Origin of the sequence: Paenibacillus sp. FSL R10-2796, assembly GCF_037965315.1 — a bacterium.
In the GTDB taxonomy this organism is placed as follows: domain Bacteria; phylum Bacillota; class Bacilli; order Paenibacillales; family Paenibacillaceae; genus Paenibacillus_AQ; species Paenibacillus_AQ odorifer.
This window is the reverse complement of sequence record NZ_CP150178.1, coordinates 2,410,198-2,433,135: the sequence shown is the minus strand read 5'-3', so window position 1 is coordinate 2,433,135 and position 22,938 is coordinate 2,410,198. Positions and strand designations below refer to the sequence as shown.

Annotated in this window: 20 protein-coding genes; 6 read left to right on the top strand and 14 right to left on the bottom strand. The window is 43.1% G+C overall.

All coding sequences use genetic code 11. The features are described 5' to 3' along the window. Positions 1 to 27: 27 nt before the first annotated feature. Positions 28 to 234 carry a hypothetical protein gene (locus tag NST58_RS10780; RefSeq protein ID WP_076125006.1) on the bottom strand — a complete coding sequence of 69 codons (207 nt, stop codon included), beginning with the start codon at positions 232 to 234 and terminating at the stop codon, positions 28 to 30. A 21-nt stretch (positions 235 to 255) separates the two neighbouring features. Further along, positions 256 to 837 carry an ATP-dependent Clp endopeptidase proteolytic subunit ClpP gene (gene clpP, locus NST58_RS10775; RefSeq protein ID WP_036679301.1) on the bottom strand — a complete coding sequence of 194 codons (582 nt, stop codon included), beginning with the start codon at positions 835 to 837 and terminating at the stop codon, positions 256 to 258. 183 nt (positions 838 to 1,020) lie between these two features. Between clpP and NST58_RS10770 the strand changes: the two genes are divergently transcribed. Both NST58_RS10770 and NST58_RS10765 read left to right on the top strand, forming a co-directional pair. Then, complete coding sequence (locus tag NST58_RS10770) at positions 1,021 to 2,037, top strand: RNA polymerase sigma factor (protein ID WP_339247697.1); 1,017 nt, start codon at positions 1,021 to 1,023, stop codon at positions 2,035 to 2,037. Between the two features lie 472 nt (positions 2,038 to 2,509). Then, positions 2,510 to 3,397: an NAD-dependent epimerase/dehydratase family protein gene (locus NST58_RS10765; RefSeq protein WP_076191254.1), complete on the top strand. Its 888-nt coding sequence runs from the start codon at positions 2,510 to 2,512 to the stop codon at positions 3,395 to 3,397. Positions 3,398 to 3,955: 558 nt separating this feature from the next. Here NST58_RS10765 and NST58_RS10760 read toward each other — a convergent pair. Then, on the bottom strand, positions 3,956 to 5,764 hold the full coding sequence (locus NST58_RS10760; RefSeq protein ID WP_179086276.1) for a methyl-accepting chemotaxis protein: 1,809 nt from the start codon (positions 5,762 to 5,764) through the stop codon (positions 3,956 to 3,958). 345 nt (positions 5,765 to 6,109) lie between these two features. Between NST58_RS10760 and NST58_RS10755 the strand changes: the two genes are divergently transcribed. After that, a complete protein-coding gene (locus NST58_RS10755; RefSeq protein WP_076191251.1) occupies positions 6,110 to 7,051 on the top strand; it encodes a MerR family transcriptional regulator in 942 nt (313 codons plus the stop codon). A gap of 114 nt (positions 7,052 to 7,165) precedes the next feature. Here the strand turns inward: NST58_RS10755 and NST58_RS10750 are convergent, their stop codons facing one another. Next, positions 7,166 to 7,627 carry a DUF2798 domain-containing protein gene (locus NST58_RS10750; protein WP_076191248.1) on the bottom strand — a complete coding sequence of 154 codons (462 nt, stop codon included), beginning with the start codon at positions 7,625 to 7,627 and terminating at the stop codon, positions 7,166 to 7,168. A 135-nt stretch (positions 7,628 to 7,762) separates the two neighbouring features. Here NST58_RS10750 and NST58_RS10745 point away from each other — a divergent pair, with 135 nt between their 5' ends. After that, on the top strand, positions 7,763 to 8,179 hold the full coding sequence (locus NST58_RS10745; RefSeq protein WP_038569750.1) for a helix-turn-helix domain-containing protein: 417 nt from the start codon (positions 7,763 to 7,765) through the stop codon (positions 8,177 to 8,179). A 77-nt stretch (positions 8,180 to 8,256) separates the two neighbouring features. Here NST58_RS10745 and NST58_RS10740 read toward each other — a convergent pair whose 3' ends face one another. The 5 genes from NST58_RS10740 to NST58_RS10720 all read right to left on the bottom strand — a co-directional run bounded on the left by NST58_RS10740 (position 8,257) and on the right by NST58_RS10720 (position 15,507). Further along, the gene (locus tag NST58_RS10740; protein ID WP_076191245.1) at positions 8,257 to 10,194 is read right to left on the bottom strand and encodes an FAD-dependent oxidoreductase; all 1,938 of its coding nucleotides are present in this window, start codon (positions 10,192 to 10,194) and stop codon (positions 8,257 to 8,259) included. Between the two features lie 200 nt (positions 10,195 to 10,394). Then, a complete protein-coding gene (locus tag NST58_RS10735) occupies positions 10,395 to 11,204 on the bottom strand; it encodes a MerR family transcriptional regulator (protein WP_076124994.1) in 810 nt (269 codons plus the stop codon). Positions 11,205 to 11,314: 110 nt separating this feature from the next. Then, positions 11,315 to 12,358: a YeiH family protein gene (locus NST58_RS10730; protein ID WP_076184311.1), complete on the bottom strand. Its 1,044-nt coding sequence runs from the start codon at positions 12,356 to 12,358 to the stop codon at positions 11,315 to 11,317. 218 nt (positions 12,359 to 12,576) lie between these two features. Further along, complete coding sequence (locus NST58_RS10725) at positions 12,577 to 14,556, bottom strand: ATP-dependent DNA helicase (RefSeq protein ID WP_076184363.1); 1,980 nt, start codon at positions 14,554 to 14,556, stop codon at positions 12,577 to 12,579. 99 nt (positions 14,557 to 14,655) lie between these two features. Continuing rightward, a complete protein-coding gene (locus NST58_RS10720; RefSeq protein ID WP_076124990.1) occupies positions 14,656 to 15,507 on the bottom strand; it encodes an SDR family NAD(P)-dependent oxidoreductase in 852 nt (283 codons plus the stop codon). 176 nt (positions 15,508 to 15,683) lie between these two features. Between NST58_RS10720 and NST58_RS10715 the strand changes: the two genes are divergently transcribed. Both NST58_RS10715 and NST58_RS10710 read left to right on the top strand, forming a co-directional pair. Next, positions 15,684 to 16,148 carry a MerR family transcriptional regulator gene (locus NST58_RS10715; RefSeq protein ID WP_076124989.1) on the top strand — a complete coding sequence of 155 codons (465 nt, stop codon included), beginning with the start codon at positions 15,684 to 15,686 and terminating at the stop codon, positions 16,146 to 16,148. Between the two features lie 18 nt (positions 16,149 to 16,166). Further along, on the top strand, positions 16,167 to 17,165 hold the full coding sequence (locus NST58_RS10710; protein WP_076124987.1) for an NADP-dependent oxidoreductase: 999 nt from the start codon (positions 16,167 to 16,169) through the stop codon (positions 17,163 to 17,165). Positions 17,166 to 17,253: 88 nt separating this feature from the next. Here the strand turns inward: NST58_RS10710 and NST58_RS10705 are convergent, their stop codons facing one another. The 5 genes from NST58_RS10705 to NST58_RS10685 all read right to left on the bottom strand — a co-directional run bounded on the left by NST58_RS10705 (position 17,254) and on the right by NST58_RS10685 (position 22,925). Further along, complete coding sequence (locus tag NST58_RS10705; RefSeq protein ID WP_339247692.1) at positions 17,254 to 18,210, bottom strand: pectinesterase family protein; 957 nt, start codon at positions 18,208 to 18,210, stop codon at positions 17,254 to 17,256. Between the two features lie 39 nt (positions 18,211 to 18,249). Then, positions 18,250 to 19,611: a glycoside hydrolase family 28 protein gene (locus NST58_RS10700; RefSeq protein WP_339247690.1), complete on the bottom strand. Its 1,362-nt coding sequence runs from the start codon at positions 19,609 to 19,611 to the stop codon at positions 18,250 to 18,252. A 22-nt stretch (positions 19,612 to 19,633) separates the two neighbouring features. Beyond that, on the bottom strand, positions 19,634 to 20,755 hold the full coding sequence (locus tag NST58_RS10695; protein WP_339247689.1) for a glycoside hydrolase family 88 protein: 1,122 nt from the start codon (positions 20,753 to 20,755) through the stop codon (positions 19,634 to 19,636). A gap of 150 nt (positions 20,756 to 20,905) precedes the next feature. Then, positions 20,906 to 22,009: a glycoside hydrolase family 88 protein gene (locus NST58_RS10690; protein WP_076124980.1), complete on the bottom strand. Its 1,104-nt coding sequence runs from the start codon at positions 22,007 to 22,009 to the stop codon at positions 20,906 to 20,908. Between the two features lie 40 nt (positions 22,010 to 22,049). Continuing rightward, entirely contained in the window at positions 22,050 to 22,925 is an 876-nt protein-coding gene (locus NST58_RS10685; protein ID WP_036679255.1) for a carbohydrate ABC transporter permease, read from the bottom strand. Positions 22,926 to 22,938: the final 13 nt, after the last annotated feature.

The following is a 22,938-nucleotide window of genomic DNA, read 5'->3' as shown; positions in this document are numbered from 1 at the left end:
TTTTTTATACAGATGTTGTTGTTGATGTTATTGTGTGAATCCTACTTTGGCTCGTTCACGCGTTTTGGTATCTAGAGAGATAGAACAGATCGAGCTGATTGGAATATAAAACTCTTCAAAATCCGTCCGGTATTTGACGAACTTTTCACTTACCGTTTCCAGCACTCCTTTTGTAGCGTTGGAGCCATCCACAAAATAGATTGTTACCTCTTTTCCCTGCAAAACCTCCAGCATAGCCTTCTTCACTCCTTCGTCTTAGAGATTTGTGATGACCTTATCGATAATTCCGTATTCAACCGCCTCATCGGCTGACATGAAATAATCTCGATCCATATCTTGCAGTACCTTCTCTACCGTCTGCCCAGTTCGGTCCGCTGTAATTTGCACAAGCACTTCCCTTGCCTTCAAAATACGTTTGGCACTGATCGCAATGTCACTAGCTTGCCCCTGCGCCCCACCATGCGGCTGATGAATCATAATCTCGCTATTCGGCAAGGCATAACGTTTCCCTTTGGCCCCAGCCAATAACAACAAAGAACCAAAAGAAGCCGCCATTCCTGTACAAATGGTATTCACCGGCGGCTTAATAAGCTGCATCGTGTCATAAATACTGAAGCCTGCGGTGATAGAGCCACCTGGACAATTAATATACATGTGTATATCTTTATCCGGATCTTCTGCTGATAAAAACAATAACTGGGCAACAATACTGTTAGCCAGCTGATCCTCAATTTCCGCACCTACGAACACTATCCGGTCCTTCAACAGCCGCGAATAAATATCGTAAGATCTTTCACCTTGATTCGTTTGTTCGACTACATAAGGAACGTACGCCATCCGTATTCGACCTCCATCTGTTTTAGAGTTTTGAAATCTACCCTGTAAACGGATTAGTAAGGGGATAGGATACGTTAGGCATGAGAATTTTTATTTTTTAAAATTGCGTATCTTAATTTCCTGCTCATTCGTTTATTATTAGAAGTAATCGAAATCACCTTACTGGAAAAGGAGTTATGCAGAGTGATCATCCTTGAGAAGCTTAGCACCGGAGATGCGCCGGATGAAAGTAACACCAGGTCTTTGCAGAAAGCTCTGAAGCGATATTGTCTTGCATTGACACAATCCCCGTGGGATGCCGATGATTTAGCTCAGGATACATGGGTCAAGGCCCTTGGTTATATGAAGCCATCAAACCCAACGAGCGCAAATAATGGGAACACTCCAATGAGTGAAGTTAAACAAAATAAAGAAACCATTGAAAATGATAAAGCTAATGAAGCTAATGGAGCTAATGGAGCTAATGAAAAACTTGAAACTAATCAAACTAATCAAATGAACTATATGGTTTCTACGGCTGCAACGGCTGCAAAGGCTGTAACGCCATCTAAGACTGCACCGTCTGCAAAATCTGCAATGCATTCTACGATTCCTACAAATTCTACTCATCATACCCGTTCTACAAATCACCCAAATCCTGAGGCATTGCTTTTTCGGATTGCCCGAAACACATGGATTGATATCATGCGGCGAAAAGCCACCTTGTCACGAGTGTTGGAGCTGGATCAGTCCCCCACTGAGGCCTCTGCGGAGTATGGTTCATTTGAGATTGAAGCTGCTTTTCAAGCACTACAGGGTCATTTGTCTCCGCTGCAACAGGCGGTGTTCCTGCTTCGAGATGTATTGGGACACTCTGCAATGGAAGCTGCCGACATTCTCGATACCACAGAAGGGGCAATAAAAGCCGCTCTGCACCGAGCCCGGCAAGCCCTCCCTCTCGTAAGACAAGAGCTGCTTCAGGCCGATGGTCCTTCCTTACCACAGGACACAGCCATGCAGATCGTCTTGAGCCGCCTTGCAGCCGCGTATGAACATGGGGAAATTGACGAGCTGATCGAGCTTGTATTTGCGGACGAAAGCCAGGAACCTGTAATGGCGGTATCGAGCCAAAGCTTGCAAGGCTTCCAGACCTTCCAAGCTGGTGGATTCAGTTCAAACAGCTGGAACTATACCACGCCAGGAATGTGTATGGTGGCGTAGTTTTTCGTTAAGCTGGATCTCGGGCAGCTAAGTGTCTCGTTACGTTAAAAAAGAGTAGATATATTTGCGAGTAGTGCGCTTAATGTGTAATTAGCGTTTGGGCGGTTTGTGGTAACTAGCTACAAACGTTGCATATTGTGCAACAGAATCCGCCGTCCTGGCAGCAAAAATTGAATCTACTGCACTCTCTGCAATAGATTCTAGTGAAAAGTTAGTTTAATGCCACTTGCTCATCCATTGATTGTATAGAGTGCAATAGGATCAAATTTTCTCCACTCTAATACGAATTCTATTGCACGAGGTACAATCAAACTAACTCTTTCCCTTTAGTCCAATTTGTATCACTCAAAACTCAATACATTGCTGCTGATCTGGCTGATCCCGCTGCTTATCTACAATGAGTCAGAAGCTTTATATAAACCAATAAACAGTCGTTTTAATAACCATTAATAGCAATCAAGGAGTGAGGTTGATGAGGAAGATTCTTATTTTAGGCGGCACACGCTTTTTTGGAAAACGTTTGGTCGAGCGTCTGCTTGAGGATTCTAAGAACGAAGTCACCATACTAACGCGCGGGGAAACAAGCGATCCTTTTGGCGATCTCGTTCACCGGATACAGGTAGATCGGTCTCAACCGGAGGCCTTCGCTCAAGCATTAGGTGATACGAGTTGGGATGTAGTTTACGATGATATTTGTTTTTCACCTGATGAAGCGGATCAGGCGCGCCGTATTTTTGACGGCAAAACCACGCGTTACATACTGACTTCAAGTTTATCTGTCTATGATTTCAGTGAGCAAGCGCTGACGGAAGAGATATTCGATCCTGAAACGTACCCAATTCGTTATGGAGGACGAAAGGATTTCACCTATCAGGAGGGGAAAAGACTTGCGGAAGCTGTCCTTATCCAACAAGCTACGTTCCCGGTAGCCGCTGTCCGCTTTCCTATTGTTCTGGGAACTGACGATTATACACGAAGACTCCATTTTCATATTGAACATGTACGTAACGAACTGCCCATCGGGATTCCGATCCCAGATGCAAATATCTGTTTTATCCGTTCGGACGAAGCTGCTGATTTTCTGTATTGGCTCGGCAACTCGACGGTGACGGGTCCTCTCAACGCTTGCTCAGACGGTAAGGTTAGTATTAAAGACCTTATCTCGCTGATTGAAAAAGAGACCGGAAAACAAGCCGTCATTCAAAGCGAAACAGCGGATGCGCATAATTCTCCATTCGGGATCACACAATCCTGGTTTATGGATACAGCTAAAGCTCAATCGGAGGGATACAAGTTTCTCACTCTAAGCGACTGGCTCCCAGAGTTAGTTAGCACCCTAAATCAAACGTACGAGGACTAATTACTAACTATGTTACTACGATAAAAAGCTGGCTTTTCGTGGACAACTCCCACGAATGAGCCAGCTTCTTCATGTAACCAAACACAATTATACGTTGATTTAATTGCACTCTATACAACTATTTTCAGGTATGTGTACTCCCATCTGGTTTTAGTTGTATTTCATGCAATTATATCCCCACTAAACCACCGTTATCGTCATTTCTCCTCGAAATAACTGCACTAAATACAACTAAACCCTAATCAAGCTAAATACAAACTTTTTTAGTTGTATAAAATACACTTAAAATCAAAACGGCAGGTAGAACCTCACTAAGCGCTAAACTTTAGCCTCTCATCTCTAAACTCTATTCTATAAACTCTAATCTCTAGACCCTACTCACTACTCCCTACTCACTACTCTCTGCTCACTACTCCCTACTCACTACTCTCTACTCCCTACTCCCTACTCCCTACTCCCTACTCCCTACTCCCTACTCCCTACTCCCTACTCCCTACTCCCTACTCTTTTCTCTACTCTCTACTCCACCTTACGCTACTAATGCTAATTCCCGCTGAGCTAAGCAGAGATTGTCAGATAAGACCCCTCTTTAGAACCGTCTGCATTTGGTGTACCACCATCATTTGGAGTACCGCCATCATCTGGAGGATCACCAGCACCTAATGTATCATCTCCTAATGCGTCTCCTAATGCGTCTCCTAATGTGTCCCCAGCTTCTGGATTGCCAGCATGCTTTGTATCCCTACCACCTTCATCGCTGACCCCATCGTCCCCATCCGAATTAATCTTAAAAATGTTGATTTCTTTGAATAAATTCTGCGAAATTTCGTTAATCTCAATGGCTTGACGGGCTATATCACGGATAGCATGATCCTGCTGTACGCTGGAGGCGTTCACCTCTTGCACCCCGGCCGCAGTTTCCTCGGCGATGGCCGCGACGGCATGCACAGACTCTGCGAGTCTACGGTTCATAGTCTGAGTCATATCCACTTTGTCGTGAATTTGCCCAATCTGTTTACTAATCTCCACAATAGATTGATCAATCGCTTCAAAAGAGGACAACGTTTCGGCCACTTTATGATCCTGTTCCTCAAGATTTCCTTTGGTCACCAGCATATATTGCTGGAATTCATCCATCCCGGATTGCAGCTCGCTAATAATCTGACTGATATGTACGGAGGACTCTTTGGTCTGCACAGATAATTGTCTTACTTCATCAGCGATGACAGCGAACCCTTTTCCGTAGGCACCTGCCCGGGCTGCTTCAATTGCTGCGTTAAGTGAGAGGATATTGGTCTGATTAGAAATATCTGTTATGGATTTAGTGATGCGCGAGATGTCCTTTGATTGATCACTCAGTTTGGTTAAAGCCAGATATACTTTATTAACAGATTCTCGCGAATGCTCAGACACCTCCCGGAGGGCGATGACGGATTCAGATCCTTTACGAGTATTGTGATTAGCCGTTTGACTGGTAGCCAGCATAACCTCGGTATACTCCGTGATCTCATTCACTTCACGTTCCAGCTCCTGTATCAGGCCAGCGCTCTGCTCAGATTGTCCTGCCTGCTGTTCTGCGCCTACCGAGATTTCCTGTATAGTGCTTACGATATCTTGATTCGTATGCGCCGTTATAGATGAAGATTCTTGAAAAGAATGCGAATAAGTTGCCAGCGAAGAGGCTACTGACTGGGTATGCTGAAGCATTTCCCGGACCCGCTCCACCATATGATCAAAATGATGACTCAAACTGCCCAACTCATCGTTGTAAGGTGAATTAATCTGCTGACGCAAATCTCCTTCGGCAATTTTTCGCAGAGCCACTTGCAGTTTATGAATAGGATTGAGGAAGGAACGTATGAGCATAACCGCAATCACTAATGTGAAAATAAACACTAGCACAGCTGCGTAAGCAACTATAGAGGTGGTCAGATTAAGCAGATCAAAAGAATAATCCTGTGCTTTTTCTGCATTCTCTGCTGCTGCCGTATACAATTGTTCATTAGTCACTAGCATGACTTCACTCAACGCTGTAGCTTTCGTATGTAATTCATCGATTTGTTCCAGCACACTCATGGGATCAAGCTGCTCGTCTTCTATGGTCTTTACCAATTCGTCAAAATATCCCGTATATTCCCCAATCTGACTATGTAATTGTTCTAACTCTTTAAATGCCGGCGAATCTGCCGCAAAATTCACCGTCGCCAACTCTTTAGTCAGCTTTGTTTGCTTGTCCTTAAAAGGTTGGACGAATTCCAAATCACTCGAACCCGCTAACGAAGATTCTACCGCATTCATTTCCTGCAGCAGCTGCATAATTATAGACACGGTAATTCGTTTTTCCATCTCAGCTTTTTGCGTTTCCATAGAAATCTCCACTTGGCTGATTTTATGGTTTTGATAAAACGCTACTCCCAAAAAGAAAAGAACAACGGCGGAAAAACTCAAAATCAACTTCCATTTCATAGTTAGATGCATAGACCTAGCTTTCAACAATATCATCCTCCGTATAAAGCTTCATATTGCAATAGGTACATTCTACCAATATCTTGATTGTAGAAGCTGGACGTTAAATACTGGACAATGTTTTGTATGAGAAATGTAAATTATGTCGAATACCCAATCATTAATTCTCCTTGCAATTGACGTAACGTTAAATGCTAAAATAATCCACATAAGGCGCCTTATCAAACTATGAAATGGGAGTTGTCTATGAGCGGATTTGTTACCATTGATAAGCTTTCTGCGCAATTCGGACTGACGAGTCGGACTCTGCGTCACTGGGAAGCACAAGGATTGTTTGAAAGTAAGCGGGACAGCAGCTCTGGCTGGCGGATTTATGATGAGAAAGCAATACTCGCCATTCGGGTTACCTCATTATTAAGAAAGCTGGATATTAGCATCAAGGATATTGGAACCGTGCTTAAAAATATGTCCGTTCAGTCCATGTACGAAGCGCTCAGCCAGCAAGCGGCTTCTATTCACAATCAAAAAACAGAACTAACAAATAGAGAAGGTGAAATCCATCTCTTTTTACAGTGGATATCCGCCCATCTCGAGGAACCCATTACAAATCAATTATTATCTGAACTAAACGAAAAGTCATGCAGTCCATCGGATGGTATGACTAAAACTGAGGAGGTTATATCTATGCCAACTATTAATCACTCTACCCCTATTCATGTAAGATTCATTACTCTCCCAGCTATGAGATTTGCCTACAATGTTGCGGTTAGTACCTCTCCAGAAGATGAAGCTATGATTCCAGTTAATGATTGGCTGGACGCTAGTCAACTATTAGGCACAGCACGGCTGTTTGGCGGCAATACGAACCCGCATCCAAGTGGTGAGAATAAACCTTACGGATATGGATTCTGTGCCTCAATTCCGGAAAATGTGAAGATACCAGCTCATCTAAAGGAAATGCGGCTCGACGGCGGCCTCTATGCTTTGACAGAAAGCACTGATGATATCTACGGCTCATGGCAAGCCCTAATGGGGTATCTGGATACTCATCCTGATTATCAAGCGGATCACAATTCCAGATTATGTCTGGAGGAGCATATCCGTAACGATAGTCCCAAAGGTAGCGGAAATGAGTATGCCCTAAATCTACTCGAACCTGTAAAAAAGAGAGTTCACGCGCTTGCGTAAACGAGCGAGCCATAGATAAACGTCTCTAATCTTTAAAAAAACAAAACGCTCACTTCTGCTTATTCGGGCAGACGGAGAGCGTTTTGTTGTACATTGCTTCTATTGATTTATTTCCTACGCAGACACAGCTGGAGTAATTTTCACAAAAATAAATCGTGTAAGCGGCCCAACTAAAATGATTTGCAGTGGAAGTGCAAAAATAAAATTTTTACCTATGGCAGACAGATAAGCTCTTGGTAGTTCAGCAGAAAATCCAACATGGAGAACTGCGCCATAGAAGGACATGAACAATACCATTCCGGTCACCATAAAAAAGGATATGAACATGATTTTTTTGATCATCGGATCATTTTCTTTAACCAGCTTATGCGCGATCCCCTTCGCAACCTTGCCTACAACAAACACATCTAGAATGAGTGCAACTATAAATGCAGGCAAGTAGCCGACAATCACATCCTTAACTATCGTGCCTGACCAACCCTCCATTAGTGCTACATTGTAAATACTCATCCCCAGCACCATCAAAAAACACATGATGAACGTAAATAAAAATGCCTCTTTTTTGTTTCTTCCCATCTTCAAGCTCCTTTTATCTCTATATTGTCAACTTGGATTACAATAACACAAATCCTCAAATCAAGTCAACCAAGTTGACAATAATCGCAAATGACTTATACTGGGATAAACGAGCCATCATTTAGGAGTGTTCTAATGAATAAGCAGCTGCAAAAAATGAACCTGATTGATTTACTCAGTGAGAAGCATCTAGCTTTACGTAAAATAGTGACAGACAAAGACCCGGATCAAATCAATAAGACCGAATCCCACATTCTTGCAGTTCTTGAGGCCCGAGAAATGTTATCGATCTCAGAAATCAGTAGAATAATTCATATTTCAAGACAGGGCACGCATAAAAGCATTCAAGGCATGTTATCCCGTGGTTATGTTGAAGCCGTTGAAGTCGAAGGAAATCAGCGTGACAAAAATATTGTCCTCACTCCAAAGGGTATAGAATGCAATAACAGAATGATGATCACCAAAATTGAATTAGAGCAGCAGATCGCTGCCAAGCTGGGAGTAACAAATGTAGAGCTTCTTAAATCTTTGCTAAAAGAAGATTGGCTCTAATCTCCAGCAAAAAAAAGCCGCAGAGTTGTCTACTCTGCGGCTTTAAAAAGATTGAATTATTTTCCGGGAAATTGTCGTTAATTAGCTTTCAAAGCACTGTTTGCCGCGCTCTCTCCACCTAGACGACCTGAGGTAAAGGAATAACCAATTCCGACCCCATTGCCCACATAGGTATCATTGAATAATACGCCTTCCGATTCAAGCCCTACAGCAAACAATCCTTTTACTGGTGTACGTTTATCATTTAGCACTTGGAACTTAGTGTTTACCAGCAAGCCACCTACAGAACCCAAGTTGTTGATTTCAGCGACGATGGCATAATACGGTCCTTCTTCGCCCATTGGCTCTAAATAATCAGCAGCTTTACCAAATTCAGTATCCACACCAGTTTTTGTAGCTTCTTTATAACTATTGTAATTTTCTACAAACACATCTACATCCATACCTGCATTTGTTGCTAATTCTTCGATTGTATTTCCTTTGTAGCCATCTCCGTTTTCTACCATAGAATCAAACACCTTTTCTGCATTTACCCATGGATTCTCTAACGTGAATTGATCTGCAAATTCGGCATAAAATTCTGGTGGCATTCCTGGCAGGCTTGGTGCGTTAACACCTTTCATCCCCTTGGACTGAAGAGCAGCCAATTGAGATTTTGATACGATAACCATATGGTAAGCACCATTAAATGCACTCGTATTAGCTGCTGCGACCGATGTTAATGTAGCTGCTTCATCTCTGAAACGTGCTCCGGAAGAACCGACATTCATGAAGTTAGGCAGATACGTCAACATCAGCGGATAACTTGCTTCAAAAGGCTCATATTGTGCTTTTAGTCCTTGTGTTGCTCTGGCTAATGTTTGGTGCAGCATTTGTCCACCGAAGTTATCAGGAACCTTGGCTCCTGCTTCCCAAGCCATTTTCAGACCTTCCCCAACATTCTGACCTAGTCCTCCGTTAACCCCTTCAAAACCAAAAGCTTCTTTAACCATTTCCGAATTTGCGGCATAACCGCCTGTTGCCATTACGACACTTTTTGCTGTGATTTCAAGAGTAGTCCCGTCCGATTTCTCAGCCACAATACCTGTAACTTCTCCTGCTTCATTGGTAATCAGCTTTTTGGCAGTGGTTTCGGTGATCACTTGTCCACCCTTTTGTTCAACCGATTCAGCCAACATTTTCCGAAGGGTCTCTTCCCGGGTTTCATAAGCTGGCAGCACATGCAGCTGCTCTCCGAAGAAGTTTAGGAAGCTGGTTTTATACCCTTTTTCTGCTAACCAATCATAAGTTTCGCCGGATTTCGTTACGTATTGTCTAATCGCTGCAGCGTCAACTCTCCAGTGATTGTTGACAATCCAATCGGCAATTTCTTTTTCCACATTTACTTTAAGATTATTGTCAGTAGCTGCGGAAGAATTATAGAACTTACCGGCCCAGGATAGATTACTTGCTCCCCCGATAACTCCTGTTTTTTCGATAATAATAACCTTGGCACCTTTATCAGCAGCGGTTACCGCTGCGGACACACCAGATGCACCGGCGCCTACTACCACTACGTCTGATTCAAGCTTTTCCGTTTTACCTTCACCTGCTTTTTGCACGCCACCGGCTTTAAGGACTTCCAGATTTCCTCCACCTTTGGTTACGGCATCTTCAACTGCCGCGAGCATTGCTTCACTGGAAAGACTCGCACCACTAACAGCATCTACTGCCAAGGTTTGTCCTTCCAGAATTTGATCTTTTATTTTTTCAAGTGCATTATCGCCTAGACCACCCGTTTCTGACTGGCTTACGATCTTAATATCTTTAATTTTATCTGGCTCATCCATAGTGACTTCTACTTTAATCACGCCCTCTTTGCCTTCCGCTTCCCCTGCGAATGTACCGGCTTTAAAAGATGATGATGACGAATTTGCCGACTCCCCATTTCCTTTGCATCCGCTCAGCATGGAAACGATCAGCACCATACAAAAAGTTAACATGAGCATTTTCTTGGTGAAATTTCTGTTGCGCATTCTCTTCTCCCCCAGTATCTAATATCTTATAGCTCGCCAAGAACGTGATATTTTTCACATTCATATCTATACATATCTACCGAACGTTGCCAAGCTATATACCGAAGTATAAACATTGGTGCAGCACCAAGGTCAATGTCCAATTCTTGTCCAAAAAGAAAAAACACCCGCTCTTAGAGCAGGTGTTTATAAAAATAAACTTATACAATTGGAATATTCACTTCCAAATATGAGCGGTTATTGCCTTCTATTTTTTCAGTAAGCATTAATTTACCCACCACATCACCCGCTATGGTATAACCATTTGCTTCGATGTAATCTATCATAAACTGCAAAGATTTCTTCGTGATATAATGTCCATCCGTAGATAACATGATAGCAGAGATACAGGTACTCGGGCTAATGTACTCTACATATTCATCGATATCCATTGCAAATTTCTGCACTTCCTCCTCGGGTAAGGTAAGCCCCCAGCTATAGTCAAAGTTATTATCACCGGATAACACCCCCGCGTCCTCAATCTTAAAAGAATAAAACGCATAAGGAAGCCTATCCATCCAAGTGTTGACGAGGCTTTTTACGATATCATTTTTTAATAATGCATTTTTATCCGTTTGCTTAAGCCTGTACATGCCTGGCAGTTGTTTAAGTTTACATATATATAATGAGGACTCTATTTCCTTAAGCTCTTTATGAATTTCATTCATCTTGTTTAGCAGCATCGTCTTTTGCTTAATCTCTTCTTCTAAACTCTGCTGAGACTGCTGCATCAATCCCATAACTTGCTCAATAGAGGAATCCTTCATCAGAAGTGCCACTTCGGGCAATGGAATTTCCATACTGCGATACCATCTGCTCATTAACAGATCCCTTGCATCTAAATCATTAAAATATCTATAATTATTGCTGTTATCTTTTGTAGGCCTAACAATATCATGTTTCTCGTATAATCTCAGCGTATCCGCAGTTACCCCGAGAATGGAAGCAAATTCACCTATGCAATACTTCACTTGAAGTCCCTCCATTCATTTCATGCATATCCTACCACACTAAATGATAAAGAGAAGGATGCTGTTTGGATATGAAGTAACTCATTTCATACTCAGGGTGTACATGCTAACTACGCTAGCGCAAGTAAGTGAACTAACATAAATCCAACTAAAGATAACATGACCGAACCTATAAGTCCCGCTGCAAAAGACTTCATTCCAAGCCGTCTAAATGCCGCCAAATCAACGTTTAATCCAAGCCCTGCCATCGCCATAGCGATTAACATATAAGCAATCGTAACGATCCCATTGGCTACTGATGCGGAGACGATTCCTAACGAATTCACACCACTGACAACTAGAAATCCTAGAATAAACCAAGGGATTGGAATGCTTTTCCACGAAGCTTTTGCCGCTCCACCTTGCACTTTTCTTTCTTCACGATTGGACCAAATCCCAATTAAAATAGCCACCGGCACAAGTAAAGCCACCCGGGTTAATTTAACGATGACCGCCATATCAACGGCAGCATTTCCACCAGCATCCGCAGCCGCGATAACGTGAGCAATTTCATGTAAAGTCGCTCCTGAGAATACCCCATAACCTAAATCTGATAAGCCGAGAAAAGGATATAAAAATGTGTACAGCAGTGTAAATATTGTGCCTAATATAGCTACTATAGCTGCACCAATAGCAGTTTCGTCATCTTTGGCTTTTATCTGTGGAGCGATGGCAACCACCGCTGCCGCACCGCAAATCGCAGTTCCGCAGGCAGTTAAGATACTGAGGCGCTTATCTACTTTGAACAGTCGAGCCAGTCCGTATACAACGGAGATCGCAAATATAATGACGATGACTGCCAAAAGAAATACCCGGGGTCCTGCCGCAACGATATCCTTTAGATTAAGCCGCATACCGAGCAAGATAATCCCAAGACGAAGCAGTTTTTTACTGGAAAAATCGGTGCCATGTGTGATGCTATTTGGCACTCCTATCGTAGCTCGCCAAATAATCCCGATTAAGATGGCAATGACCAATTGCCCCATAATAGATAGGAATGGAAAACCCGCTAAAAATTTCGCCAATAATGCGATAACTAAGGTTAGCCCTATCCCTAATGCAAACCCAACCTTTTTGTTGTGATCTGGTTGATACAAACCTTCTGATTGACCCATGTCGTATACACTCCTTGATGAATCTCTAGATGATGCTGTATAAATACATCCCATGACTCAACAATAATACGACACCGCCCGGAAGTTAAATACCAATATCCTATCCGTAAGATTAGGAATACTTATGCTTAATTTTAGACAAAAAAGCTCCTTCGAGTGAAACATAAATGCCGTAGCATCTGCCTCACCAAAGGAGCAATTATAATCGTTAGTGATATTTAAGCTTCCAGCTTCTGTAGTCGAGTCCCTTTTGGAAGTACAGAAGTTATATATTCGTGTACCGGATGTTGCCCTTCCTCTTCCGCAAGTACAGTTACAATTCCTTGATCTGTACCGGTTCGAATCAGCCGCCCCATCCCTTGTTTGAGTCTTAACAGCATGTAAGGCAAATCCACATCTTCAAAGGGAGTGGAGGTTTCCGCCCGTTTTGCCATAAACACTGGATCAAGCGGAGGATACGGCAGCGACCATATGATCACATTAGATAATGAAGGTCCAGGAATGTCCAGCCCTTCCCATAAGGTGACCGCACATAACACGCTATGCTCATCCCGTTGGAACGCCGAAATTAAATAGCTGATTTCTTGATCCCCTTCATATAAAAATGAATATGAACTGCTTTCCGGTCTTAACGAGTTAAGCTGCTTGAACTGCAGAAGCTCTTCACGAGTACGGAACAGTAGCAGTGCTCTACCTTCAGTCCGCTGAATAAGCTTCAGGGAAATTTCCATTTTCTCAGCAAAATCCCCACTCTGAAGCTCTGGCACATAGACATTCATCTGGTGCTCATAGTCATAAGGTGAGTCTACAGAGAAGGATAAAAAATCTTGTATCCCAAGACTGTCCTTCAAGTATTGGAATGATTTATCCACAGACAATGTAGCCGATGAGAATACGATTGGCATTTTTTGCGTGAACAGGCTGTCTTGAAGTACCTCTTTGACATTTCGTGGCATGACCGACAGCGTTAGACCATCACTTTCTTCTGTCGCCCAGCAGATTAGAGCTCCCGAATCCTCAAACAATCGCAAAGCGATCTCTATGGTCTCCAAACGTTCCTCCACAATTCGCAGTTGGTATTCATCAATCGTGTAGAGTCCGCTCTCGAATACTAATTCTTCTTCGATAGCAGCAATTACACTCCGCATCCGGTGTACCTCACGAATCAATGAAGCATTCAGCGCAATGCTTTTCCGATCTGATCCCGGTATGTTTCGGCATTGACGGCGAATCGCTTTGAACATTTGCTCACTTTGCATGATCGCTTCATCAATCAGAACCGCCAGCGTTTCACGGATTTCATTCTGTAGCAGGCGAGAAATCAATTCTTCAAAGACGACATGCTTCATCTTATAGCCAAGCGCCTTCATGGCCGCTGATTCTAATAAATGTCCTTCATCGAATACAACCGCACAGTGATCCGGAAGCAAAGGGATTTGCCCTTCCCGCTTACGCGCTTCATAGGTCCAAATATGCTCCATGTAATAATCGTGGGAACAAATGATCAGATCACTTGATTTCCGGTAATGATCACGGGACAAGGTCTGCCCGCAGCGGTGACGCATATCGCAAGTAAAGCAGTCCTGAAACGTATCCCAGTTAATCTTGTTCCATTGTTCGTCATTCAGATCAGGGTAATCTCTGCGGTCTCCATAAGCATGGAATTGCTGCATCGGTGCATGTGAATGTACAAAATCAGGTAATGTACTGTACAAGCTCTCCAGTGGTAAGCTTTCATCATCATGGTTCCGAGCCTGATCCAGCTTTTTCAGACACATATATTTATCCGGAGATTTCGCTAGTCTGGCATCAATATTCATGTTCAGATGCTTCGCAAGCTTGGCGATATCGCCTTCCGGTTTCACAAGCTGCTCAATCAAGGACTCGTCCGCACATGCAATAATCGCAGGTTTGCCCATATAACGCGCATAACAAATGCTATACAACAAATACACTAATGTCTTGCCTGTTCCGACCCCTGCTTCAGCAAAAATCGTCTTTTTCTCGGCAAAAGCCCGCTCTACCTGAAAGGCCATATATATCTGTTCATCACGTACTTCAAATCCAGCCTCAGGAAGAATTTCATAGAATACATCTCCGACCCATTCCCCTACTTGCTCCATAAAAGGTTTGGTCCGATCATATTCAAAAGGATACTGTTTCGCCAACAAGCCTACCTCCAATATTTGATCAGGCATCTCTACCATGCCATGAAAAATAGAATCAACGGAAAAACTCTATTATCTCATACGTTTGGAGGAATTACAAAAAATAATTAGAGACAACTAAAGATCTGATTAATAACGAAGATACTCATTTTCGTAAATATCACTAATCCTTTCCAAAACATTCCGGGCTTGATCCTTAAATTTCAAATCCGCAACCTGGCCTTTCCAAAGAAACACCCCCGTCTCCCCACGGTGTTCTCCCAGAGCACCCTCATACAATTGGTCGGCGCCGTGGGTAGGCGGAGAGAAAAACAGCTTCATCAACGGTTTAACTATTAGAGGCAGTCCAGAATTTTTTCCTTTTCGCAGCGTGTTATTGCTACCCGGATCAACACTGCGAATCATGATGCCCTCGTTAGCAAGCTGCGGCGCAGCGGCCTGTGTCCATAACGATAATGCCAGCTTTGAGGTGGCGTAAGGACCAAGCAGCTTGCGGAAGGTGGTGGGACGCTCCAGGATTTCAATCGTAAACTCTTTCGTAAACTTAAGCGCTGAGGATGAGGTGTTGATCACCGTTTTTAAGCGTCCTTTTTGTAGGATATCCTTCAATTCCATTAAAATAATATACGGCACAACGGTCATCAACTCATAGTGCTTTTCGCGCCCCTGTGTCGAATAGCTCAGTTCAGGGAAGCTCCCGCCGGCATTGTTGAACAAAATATCGATCCGCTGCTCCTTGCCTTTGATCTCTTCCAGTGTCCCTCTCAAGCTGGCAAAATCCGCGAGATCGGTTGTTTTATAAATACGAAGCCAGCCGTTTTTGATGGATTTTTGGATGTTCACATCATCGGCTGGAAAACCGGAACGGTTCAAAGCAACCACCTGCCAATCCTCCGCTAGCAATTTTCGAGTTAATTCCAATCCAATCCCGGCGTTAGCGCCTGTAATCAATGCGATATTTTCACGTTGCTGTGTACTCATTGTAAATCTCCTCCTGAATTCGGGATATCTTCTTCTTATAACGCACATTTTATTAATTGGAGTCGACTCCAAGTCAAGGCGTAATAAAAAGATTTTGTCCCAGAGATAAGGTCTTGACTTGGAGTCAGCTCCAAGTTGTATAATGCACACACAAAGCAATCTCCTGGAGGTACAGTATGAAGGCAGAGCAAACGTTTACGATAAAAGAAACCGCCGTGCAAACCGGAATATCCGAGGATACGATCCGCTATTACGAAAAGATCGCGCTGCTTCCCCGGGCGGACCGGAAGGACAACGGGCATCGCGTTTACCGGCAGGAAGATATAGATACAATCCTGCTGCTATCCTGCCTCAAAAAAACAGGCATGCCCTTGCAGGAAATGCAGCCATTTTTGGCGGTCTCCGCTGACGCTGATCCCGCAGATTATCCTGAACTGGTGGAGCATTTAAGGAACCATCGAGAAAACATCGTCAGCCAAATCTCGTCGCTGCAGCAGGTTGTCGATTTTATTGATATGAAGCTGGAACAAGGGAAATATCGCCGAGACTGCTCAGATAAAAGCGAGGACAAATCGAAATCAAAAAACATCTCCCCTGTTGAGATGAGTTATTTTTCTGGATCAGCAAAAATGAATAATTAATGGATTGGAGTTTTTAGGATGAAAGCAATGATCATAAAAAAATACGGGAATTCTCCTCTTCAACTAGCCGACATCCCAACACCCGCAGTGGGTGATTACGATGTATTGGCAGAGATCCACGCAGCAAGTATTAATCCTATCGATTTCAAAGTGCGGGATGGCAAAGTACGTACGCTGTTGAAATACAACATGCCCCTAGTTTTAGGAAATGATTTTTCAGGGATTGTCATCCAAGTAGGAAAGAATGTTAAAAAATTCAAGATAGGTGATGAGATTTACGGACGGCCCAGAAAAGATAGAATCGGAACCTTCGCAGAATATATCTCCGTACATGAAGAGGATATAGCGCTCAAACCTCACAATCTTTCCTTTGAGGAAGCTGCATCCATCCCATTAGTCGGGCTTACTTCTTATCAAGCATTACATGATATATTACAGCTAACGGCAGGACAAAAGGTATTGATTCAAGCGGGAGCGGGCGGTGTTGGCACCTTTGCTATCCAACTTGCCAAAGCGATGGGGATATACGTGGCTACTACTACAAGCGATGCTGGAGCAGAATTGGTCAAGTCACTTGGAGCCGATCAAATTATCAATTATAAAACCGAAGCATTTGATAAGATTTTACAAAATTATGATGGAGTATTCGATACCATTGGCGGTGAAACATTAGAAAAAGCTTTTAAAACAGTCAAACAAGGAGGACAAATTGTATCGGTTTCAGGGTTGCCTAATGCACGCTTCGGAAAAGAGTATGGAGCTGGGTTCATAAAAACTAATATTTTTCGCTTGATTACCCGGAAGCTGAGCAAATTAGAGGCAAAACACAAGGTCAAATACAGCTTTCTGTTCATGAAACCAAGTGGCAGTCAATTAGAAATCATTTCAGAGCTTATTGAATCCGGACAAATAAAACCTGTTATTGATCAAGTGTTTCCTTTTGTAGAGGCGCAGAAAGCGATGGAGTATTCCGAATCGGGCAGAGCTAAAGGAAAGATCATATTAAAAATAAAGTGATACAACATTTAAATAAAACGGCAGTCTAAGACTTTATGCTTCTGTCTAGACTACCGTTTTTTACTTGTGTACGCATTAATTAAAGTATCTATTTCCAAAAATCCGTTCCAGCAAAAATAAACTCTTTATCCAGCGTCTCGTCTCCATCTTCAAAGCAATCTGCCCAAGACACACGTTGCTTACTCAAGAGAATTGCATCCTTCACGCCATATTCCTGATAACTAACGGTTTGTTCATTAGCGGTGTTGTCCCAGTTATCCCAGCCAAGTGGATGAATATGTGCACCCAACTGGCAATCTACAAATACGGTTTTAGCATACTCACGCCATGGACGGCCCAGAAACACCGGAGCAATATCAGGAGCTGCTGTTAAAAAGCAATTTTTAAAAATATAACCATACGATTGTCCCTCAGGTGTGGAGGCAGCCGTAATATAACCTGCTTGATTCTCACTATGACACAAGCTGCGAATTTCACATCTGTCAAAATATGCTGTAGCCCCACCAAATATAAAGTCCACTGTTCCCTCTATATAGCAATGCTGATACAACTGCCGATATTGGGCATGGTGTTCTCTCAGTGGTATACCTCCAAACGTAGATCGCTCTTTGGGTGCAGGTGGCAAAGGTCCCGTGAATAACGTATCCTGATGCCCTTTTAAGGTGCAATTTCTAAATACGGTTTGATCACAATTAGCATACACGGCTACCGCCTGCCCGATATTTTCACCCTGCCCTGCATTATTGGTAATCACCAGATTTTCCAAGACCAGATGGCTCCCGCCCAGAAATAACGTTGGTGTAGAGAATGTATTGATTTCTTCGCCCGCTTCATCACGCTCTTTCGCGTAACGATTCATAACAATCTCCACGTAGCCAATCCCTATGATCGTAAGATTAGAACGATAAAGCCGCACTGCCTCTTTATAGACCCCTGACAAAATATAAAGCGTATCCGCTTGACCGGATGGCCCCTGCTCTAGTGAATCTATCGCCTCTTGAATCGTGTGATAAGCGCAAAAGGATTCTTTTCCTACAACAAGCATAGTGGATTCTTTTCCTCTCAATAAATTGATGACTCTCTCTTATGGACTGACATTCTGTTCTTCAGGTGACACTGTAGCTTGTTCTACTAATTTTTCCGGCTTCTTCGTGTTTTTTGATCGACAATTTATGATCTCTACAGCTTCTCCATTTTCAATGTAAAAAGCAGGCCCTTCATGGTTCTCAATCGTCACCTGATGAAATTGAATATCTCTTGCATTCCCGAGGAAAAATCCGCGATTATTCATGTTTTCGATCCCTGTCATCATGTCTGGATGGCCGGGAATTGCATTCTTCGCCATGGAGATGTCCACATTGGTAAACGTAATCTCGGATACATACTGCTCGGCAAGCCCGTATAAGAAACCCGCTGCGGCATGAACATTACGTGCGGTAATATTGGCAAAATGAATGCGTCTAAAACACGGCGTTTCCTCTGTAATCGGATAAGGATTTTTATCCCACACATATTTTTCTTTCCCGCGTGGTCCACAGAAATAATATAGATTTAGAGTAAACGGACAAATAACATCCTCCATTACAATATTGCTGATCCGAATATCTTCAATCGTTCCCCCGCGTCCCCGTCTTGATTTCATCCGGATTCCACGATCGGTTTGTTTAAACACACAATTACTAATCGTGACATTACGAATATCTCCACTCATTTCACTACCGAGTACGACACCCCCGTGTCCATGTACCATAGTGCAGTTGGTGATCGTGATATTCTCACAAGGAACTCGTTCTTTGGTGTCCTCAGTTCCTGCCTTGATCGCAATGCAGTCATCACCGACATCAATATTGCAATTGCTAATTCGCACATTGGTGCAAGACTCTGGATTAATGCCATCTGTATTCGGAGAGTCCGCCGGGTTCAGAATGGAAATATTATCAATAGTCACATTGTAACAGCCTATCGGATTAACGGTCCAGCTTGGAGAATTGACCAGCGCGATATCTTTAAGGGTTACCCGCTGACAGCTGTCCCAGCCGATTAGAGTCGGCCGGGGATACTGAAGCTCTTCCCGGCGGTTCCGAAACTTATCCCACCAGAGTTCACCATTTCCGTTAATCATTCCGCTGCCAGTGATCGATACATTAACTAACTCTCTTCCATAAATACAAGGTGAATGAACCTGCTGCTTCACCCCTTCCCATCTGCATTCCACTGCAGGGTAATCCTCCGGGTTCGTACTGAATGAAAGAATGGCACCAGGATTTAAATTCAATTCGATATTGCTTTTCATATGAATTGCACCGGTTAAGAACGTCCCAGCCGGTACATAAACGGTTCCTCCACCGGCTTTATTTGCCGCTTCAATCGCACGCGTTATCGCTTCAGTCGCTAACTTTTTACTATTCTTAAGCGCTCCAAAATCCTCAATATTGTAGATCAACATTCATAAGCCCCCCTGTTCTATATCAGATCCAGCCTCTTAATTGTTCATATTCCACACAAGCCTGTAGGAAAGCACCCACACCTTTTTGGTCGTTAGTGACAATAGGCTCGCTAATGTAATAAGCGAAAGTACCGTCACGTTGGTCCACTCCACCTAATCCGGCTACTTGGCAATTCTTATTTAAATTGACCCATTCTTCTTTGGTTTCTAGTACAAACTCCGAGATAAGTCCTTGTTGAGCAAGATCTAATGTTTCGTACCATCCAGCGTTTAACACGCCTAATCGGATACCTTTAGCCATGGCATACACGATCATACTTGAAGCAGAGGCCTCAAGATAATTTCCTTTGCGTTCCCCTAGATTCATCACTTGATACCAGACCCCGGATTCCTTATCCTGATATTTCTTCACCGCAGTTAAGGTATCATTTAGTATTCGTACCAGCTCTGGATAATCTGAGTGCTCACTAGGCAGCAATCCCAGAACATCAACTAAAGCCATGAGATACCAGCCAAGTGAACGGGCCCAAAAGTTAGGCGAAAGTCCTGTTTCAGGGTCGCACCAAGGTTGAATACGCTGTTCATCCCATGCATGATATAGCAGACCTGTTACCGGATCTTTCGTATGCTTCTCACACAAGATAAATTGTTTGGTTACATCCTCAAGTCCCCGCCCTTCTTCAAAAGCTAGCAAGTAGGCTAAATAAAAAGGAGCGCCCATATAAAGTCCATCTAACCAAATCTGATAGGGATATATATTTTTATGCCAAAAAGCACCTTCCGAGGTTCGCGGATGGGTCTCAAGTTGCTTTCTAAGTAAAGCAGCCGCTTTTTTGTATTTTTCCTGCTTCGTTTCTTTATATAGAGTCAATAATAATTTTCCGTTGTTAATATGATCGATATTATACTCCTCTAGGTGGTAGCCCTTGACACTGCCATCTTCCTGAATAAAGTAGTCCATATTATCTTGAATGAACTGCAGATACTTCGAATCACCGGTCTGCTTCCAAAGCCATTCAAAACCGTTCAATACCACGCCATAATCGTAGGTCCAGCTTCCTTTGTAGCCTTTATCTTCATAAAGCTTCGGTGTCCGCGCCATAATAGAGTCTGCCGTTTGAATTGCCCACTGTGATTTCTTCATCCCAACCCCCAAAATATTTATAAATTTAAGAGCTCAAAAACTAAAAATAGGTTCAGCCGATTTAAGGATTCTTTGCACATAAAATAATACGACTTGATTCTCCGAAATCTCAGAGAATCAAGTCATTGTTTAGTAAGGATACGGAGCGATTCACTCTTGAAGCATTGACTGTATTTCAACACAAGCCATCACCAATGCGCCCACACCATGCAGATCATTTTTAACCTTAGGCCGAGTCACGTAACTCTCGTAATCTCCAGCTGAGGTACCGATACAAATGTCCGGCAGAACTAATCGGTTATGCTCATCCCACTGGATTACTTTGGTTAACCCTTCATATCCTTTTTTAGCGGCAGCTGTAGCGATAGTCACATCACTTACAACGCCATGCTTCACGGCTTTGGCAATCGTATAGACGAACAAACATGACCCTGAAGTCTCCAGCCAATTATCTGGCTCATGCCCCTTATCTACGACTTGATACCAAAGTCCACTTTTTTGATCTTGGTAACGAATAAGTGCATCCACAAAATCTCTCAGCGTAGTAGAAAGCTCTGTCCGGGCTGAATCATGGGAAGGTAACAGATCCAGAAATTGCGATAAGGCGAGACCATACCATCCTAATGATCGGCTCCAGAACTCCGGTGAACAACCCGTCTCCGGATTCGACCAAGGCATCCGCCGGCTCTCATCCCAGGCATGGTATAACAAACCCGTTGTCTCATCCTTCATATGCTTGCGCATTAACATTTCCTGATGAAGGACCGTTTCACGCAAGCTTGGTTCATCGTAGACATTCGCATATTTCAAGGAGAATACGCCTGCCATATAAAGTCCATCCAACCACATTTGGTTGGCGTACTTATCCTTGTGCCAATACCCGCCCTCAGAGGTTTTATTTAGTGTGAGCAGTAAATTCCTTAGCTTCTCTGCTGCAATACGATACTTTAGTTTGCCTGTCCGTTCATAAAGAGTGAATAGTAGCTGTCCTGCTTGAACCGCATCCAGCTCATCACGTGCAAAATAAAAGTTCCCGTATTCATCCACCAAATCATCTACATATTCCTGAATATAGTTGATATAACGGTCTTCTTGATAAGCATTCCACAAAAGCTCCATGCCACACAGAAATACACCCTGATGATAGTGCCATCGATGCGCGGGGGGAAGCTCTCCCGCCCTGTAAGTATCCATTAGTGAATCGCAAGCTTTTTTTGCCCACTCTATCGGCGTTGTAGGTATCTGTACAGTCATCTCGAAGCTCCTCCCCTAAGTATAGTCTCTCTCTTTCTTGCTAGCCCTTCATAGAACCCAACATGGCACCTTTGGCAAAATGCTTTTGCAGGAACGGATACACACAAACTATTGGTAAGGTAGCTACAACGATAACAGCCATTTTAATTGATTGATCTGGCGGTGGAACAGCAGCATCCAGTGTAGCGCTGTGATCCATACCGCTGGCAAGGACGACAATTTGTCTGAGCAGAACCTGTATTGGCCATTTCGCACTATCATTCAAATACAGAATCGCATTCATGTAGGTATTCCAATACGTTACCGCATAGAACAATCCGATAGTCGCTAACGCAGGTAAGGATAGTGGCAATACAATCCGAAATAATATTCCAAAATCATTACAACCATCAATTTTGGCCGATTCCTCCAAACCTTCAGGTATATTTTGGAAAAAGTTTCTCAAAATGATCATATTAAAGGCACTAATCGCTGACGGTAGAATCAGTGAGGCGTACGTGTCAATTAGTCCTAATTCCTTCACCACGAGGAACGTTGGAATCATCCCACCATGAAAAAGCATGGTGAACACAACCATGAAGTTAACCACTTTACGACCATCCAGATCTTTTCTGGTAAGAGCGTAGGCCATCAAAGAAGTTATAAACAAACTAAAAATAGAACCAATTGCCGTGACACCAATGGAAACACCCATGGCTTTAAATATTGTATTCGTCGAAAAGATGAACTTGTACGCTTCCAGACTCCATACCTTTGGAATCAGTACAAATTTGCTAGAAGCTAGTTCTGCACTCGTTGTGAAAGAGCCTGCTACAACGTGAACAAGGGGAAGCACAGTAATTAAAGCAATGATCGCAAGCAGCGTAAAGTTTATAGCAGAAAAGATTCTACCACTGATTGTTTTATCTTCTACCATTTCGATTCCTCCC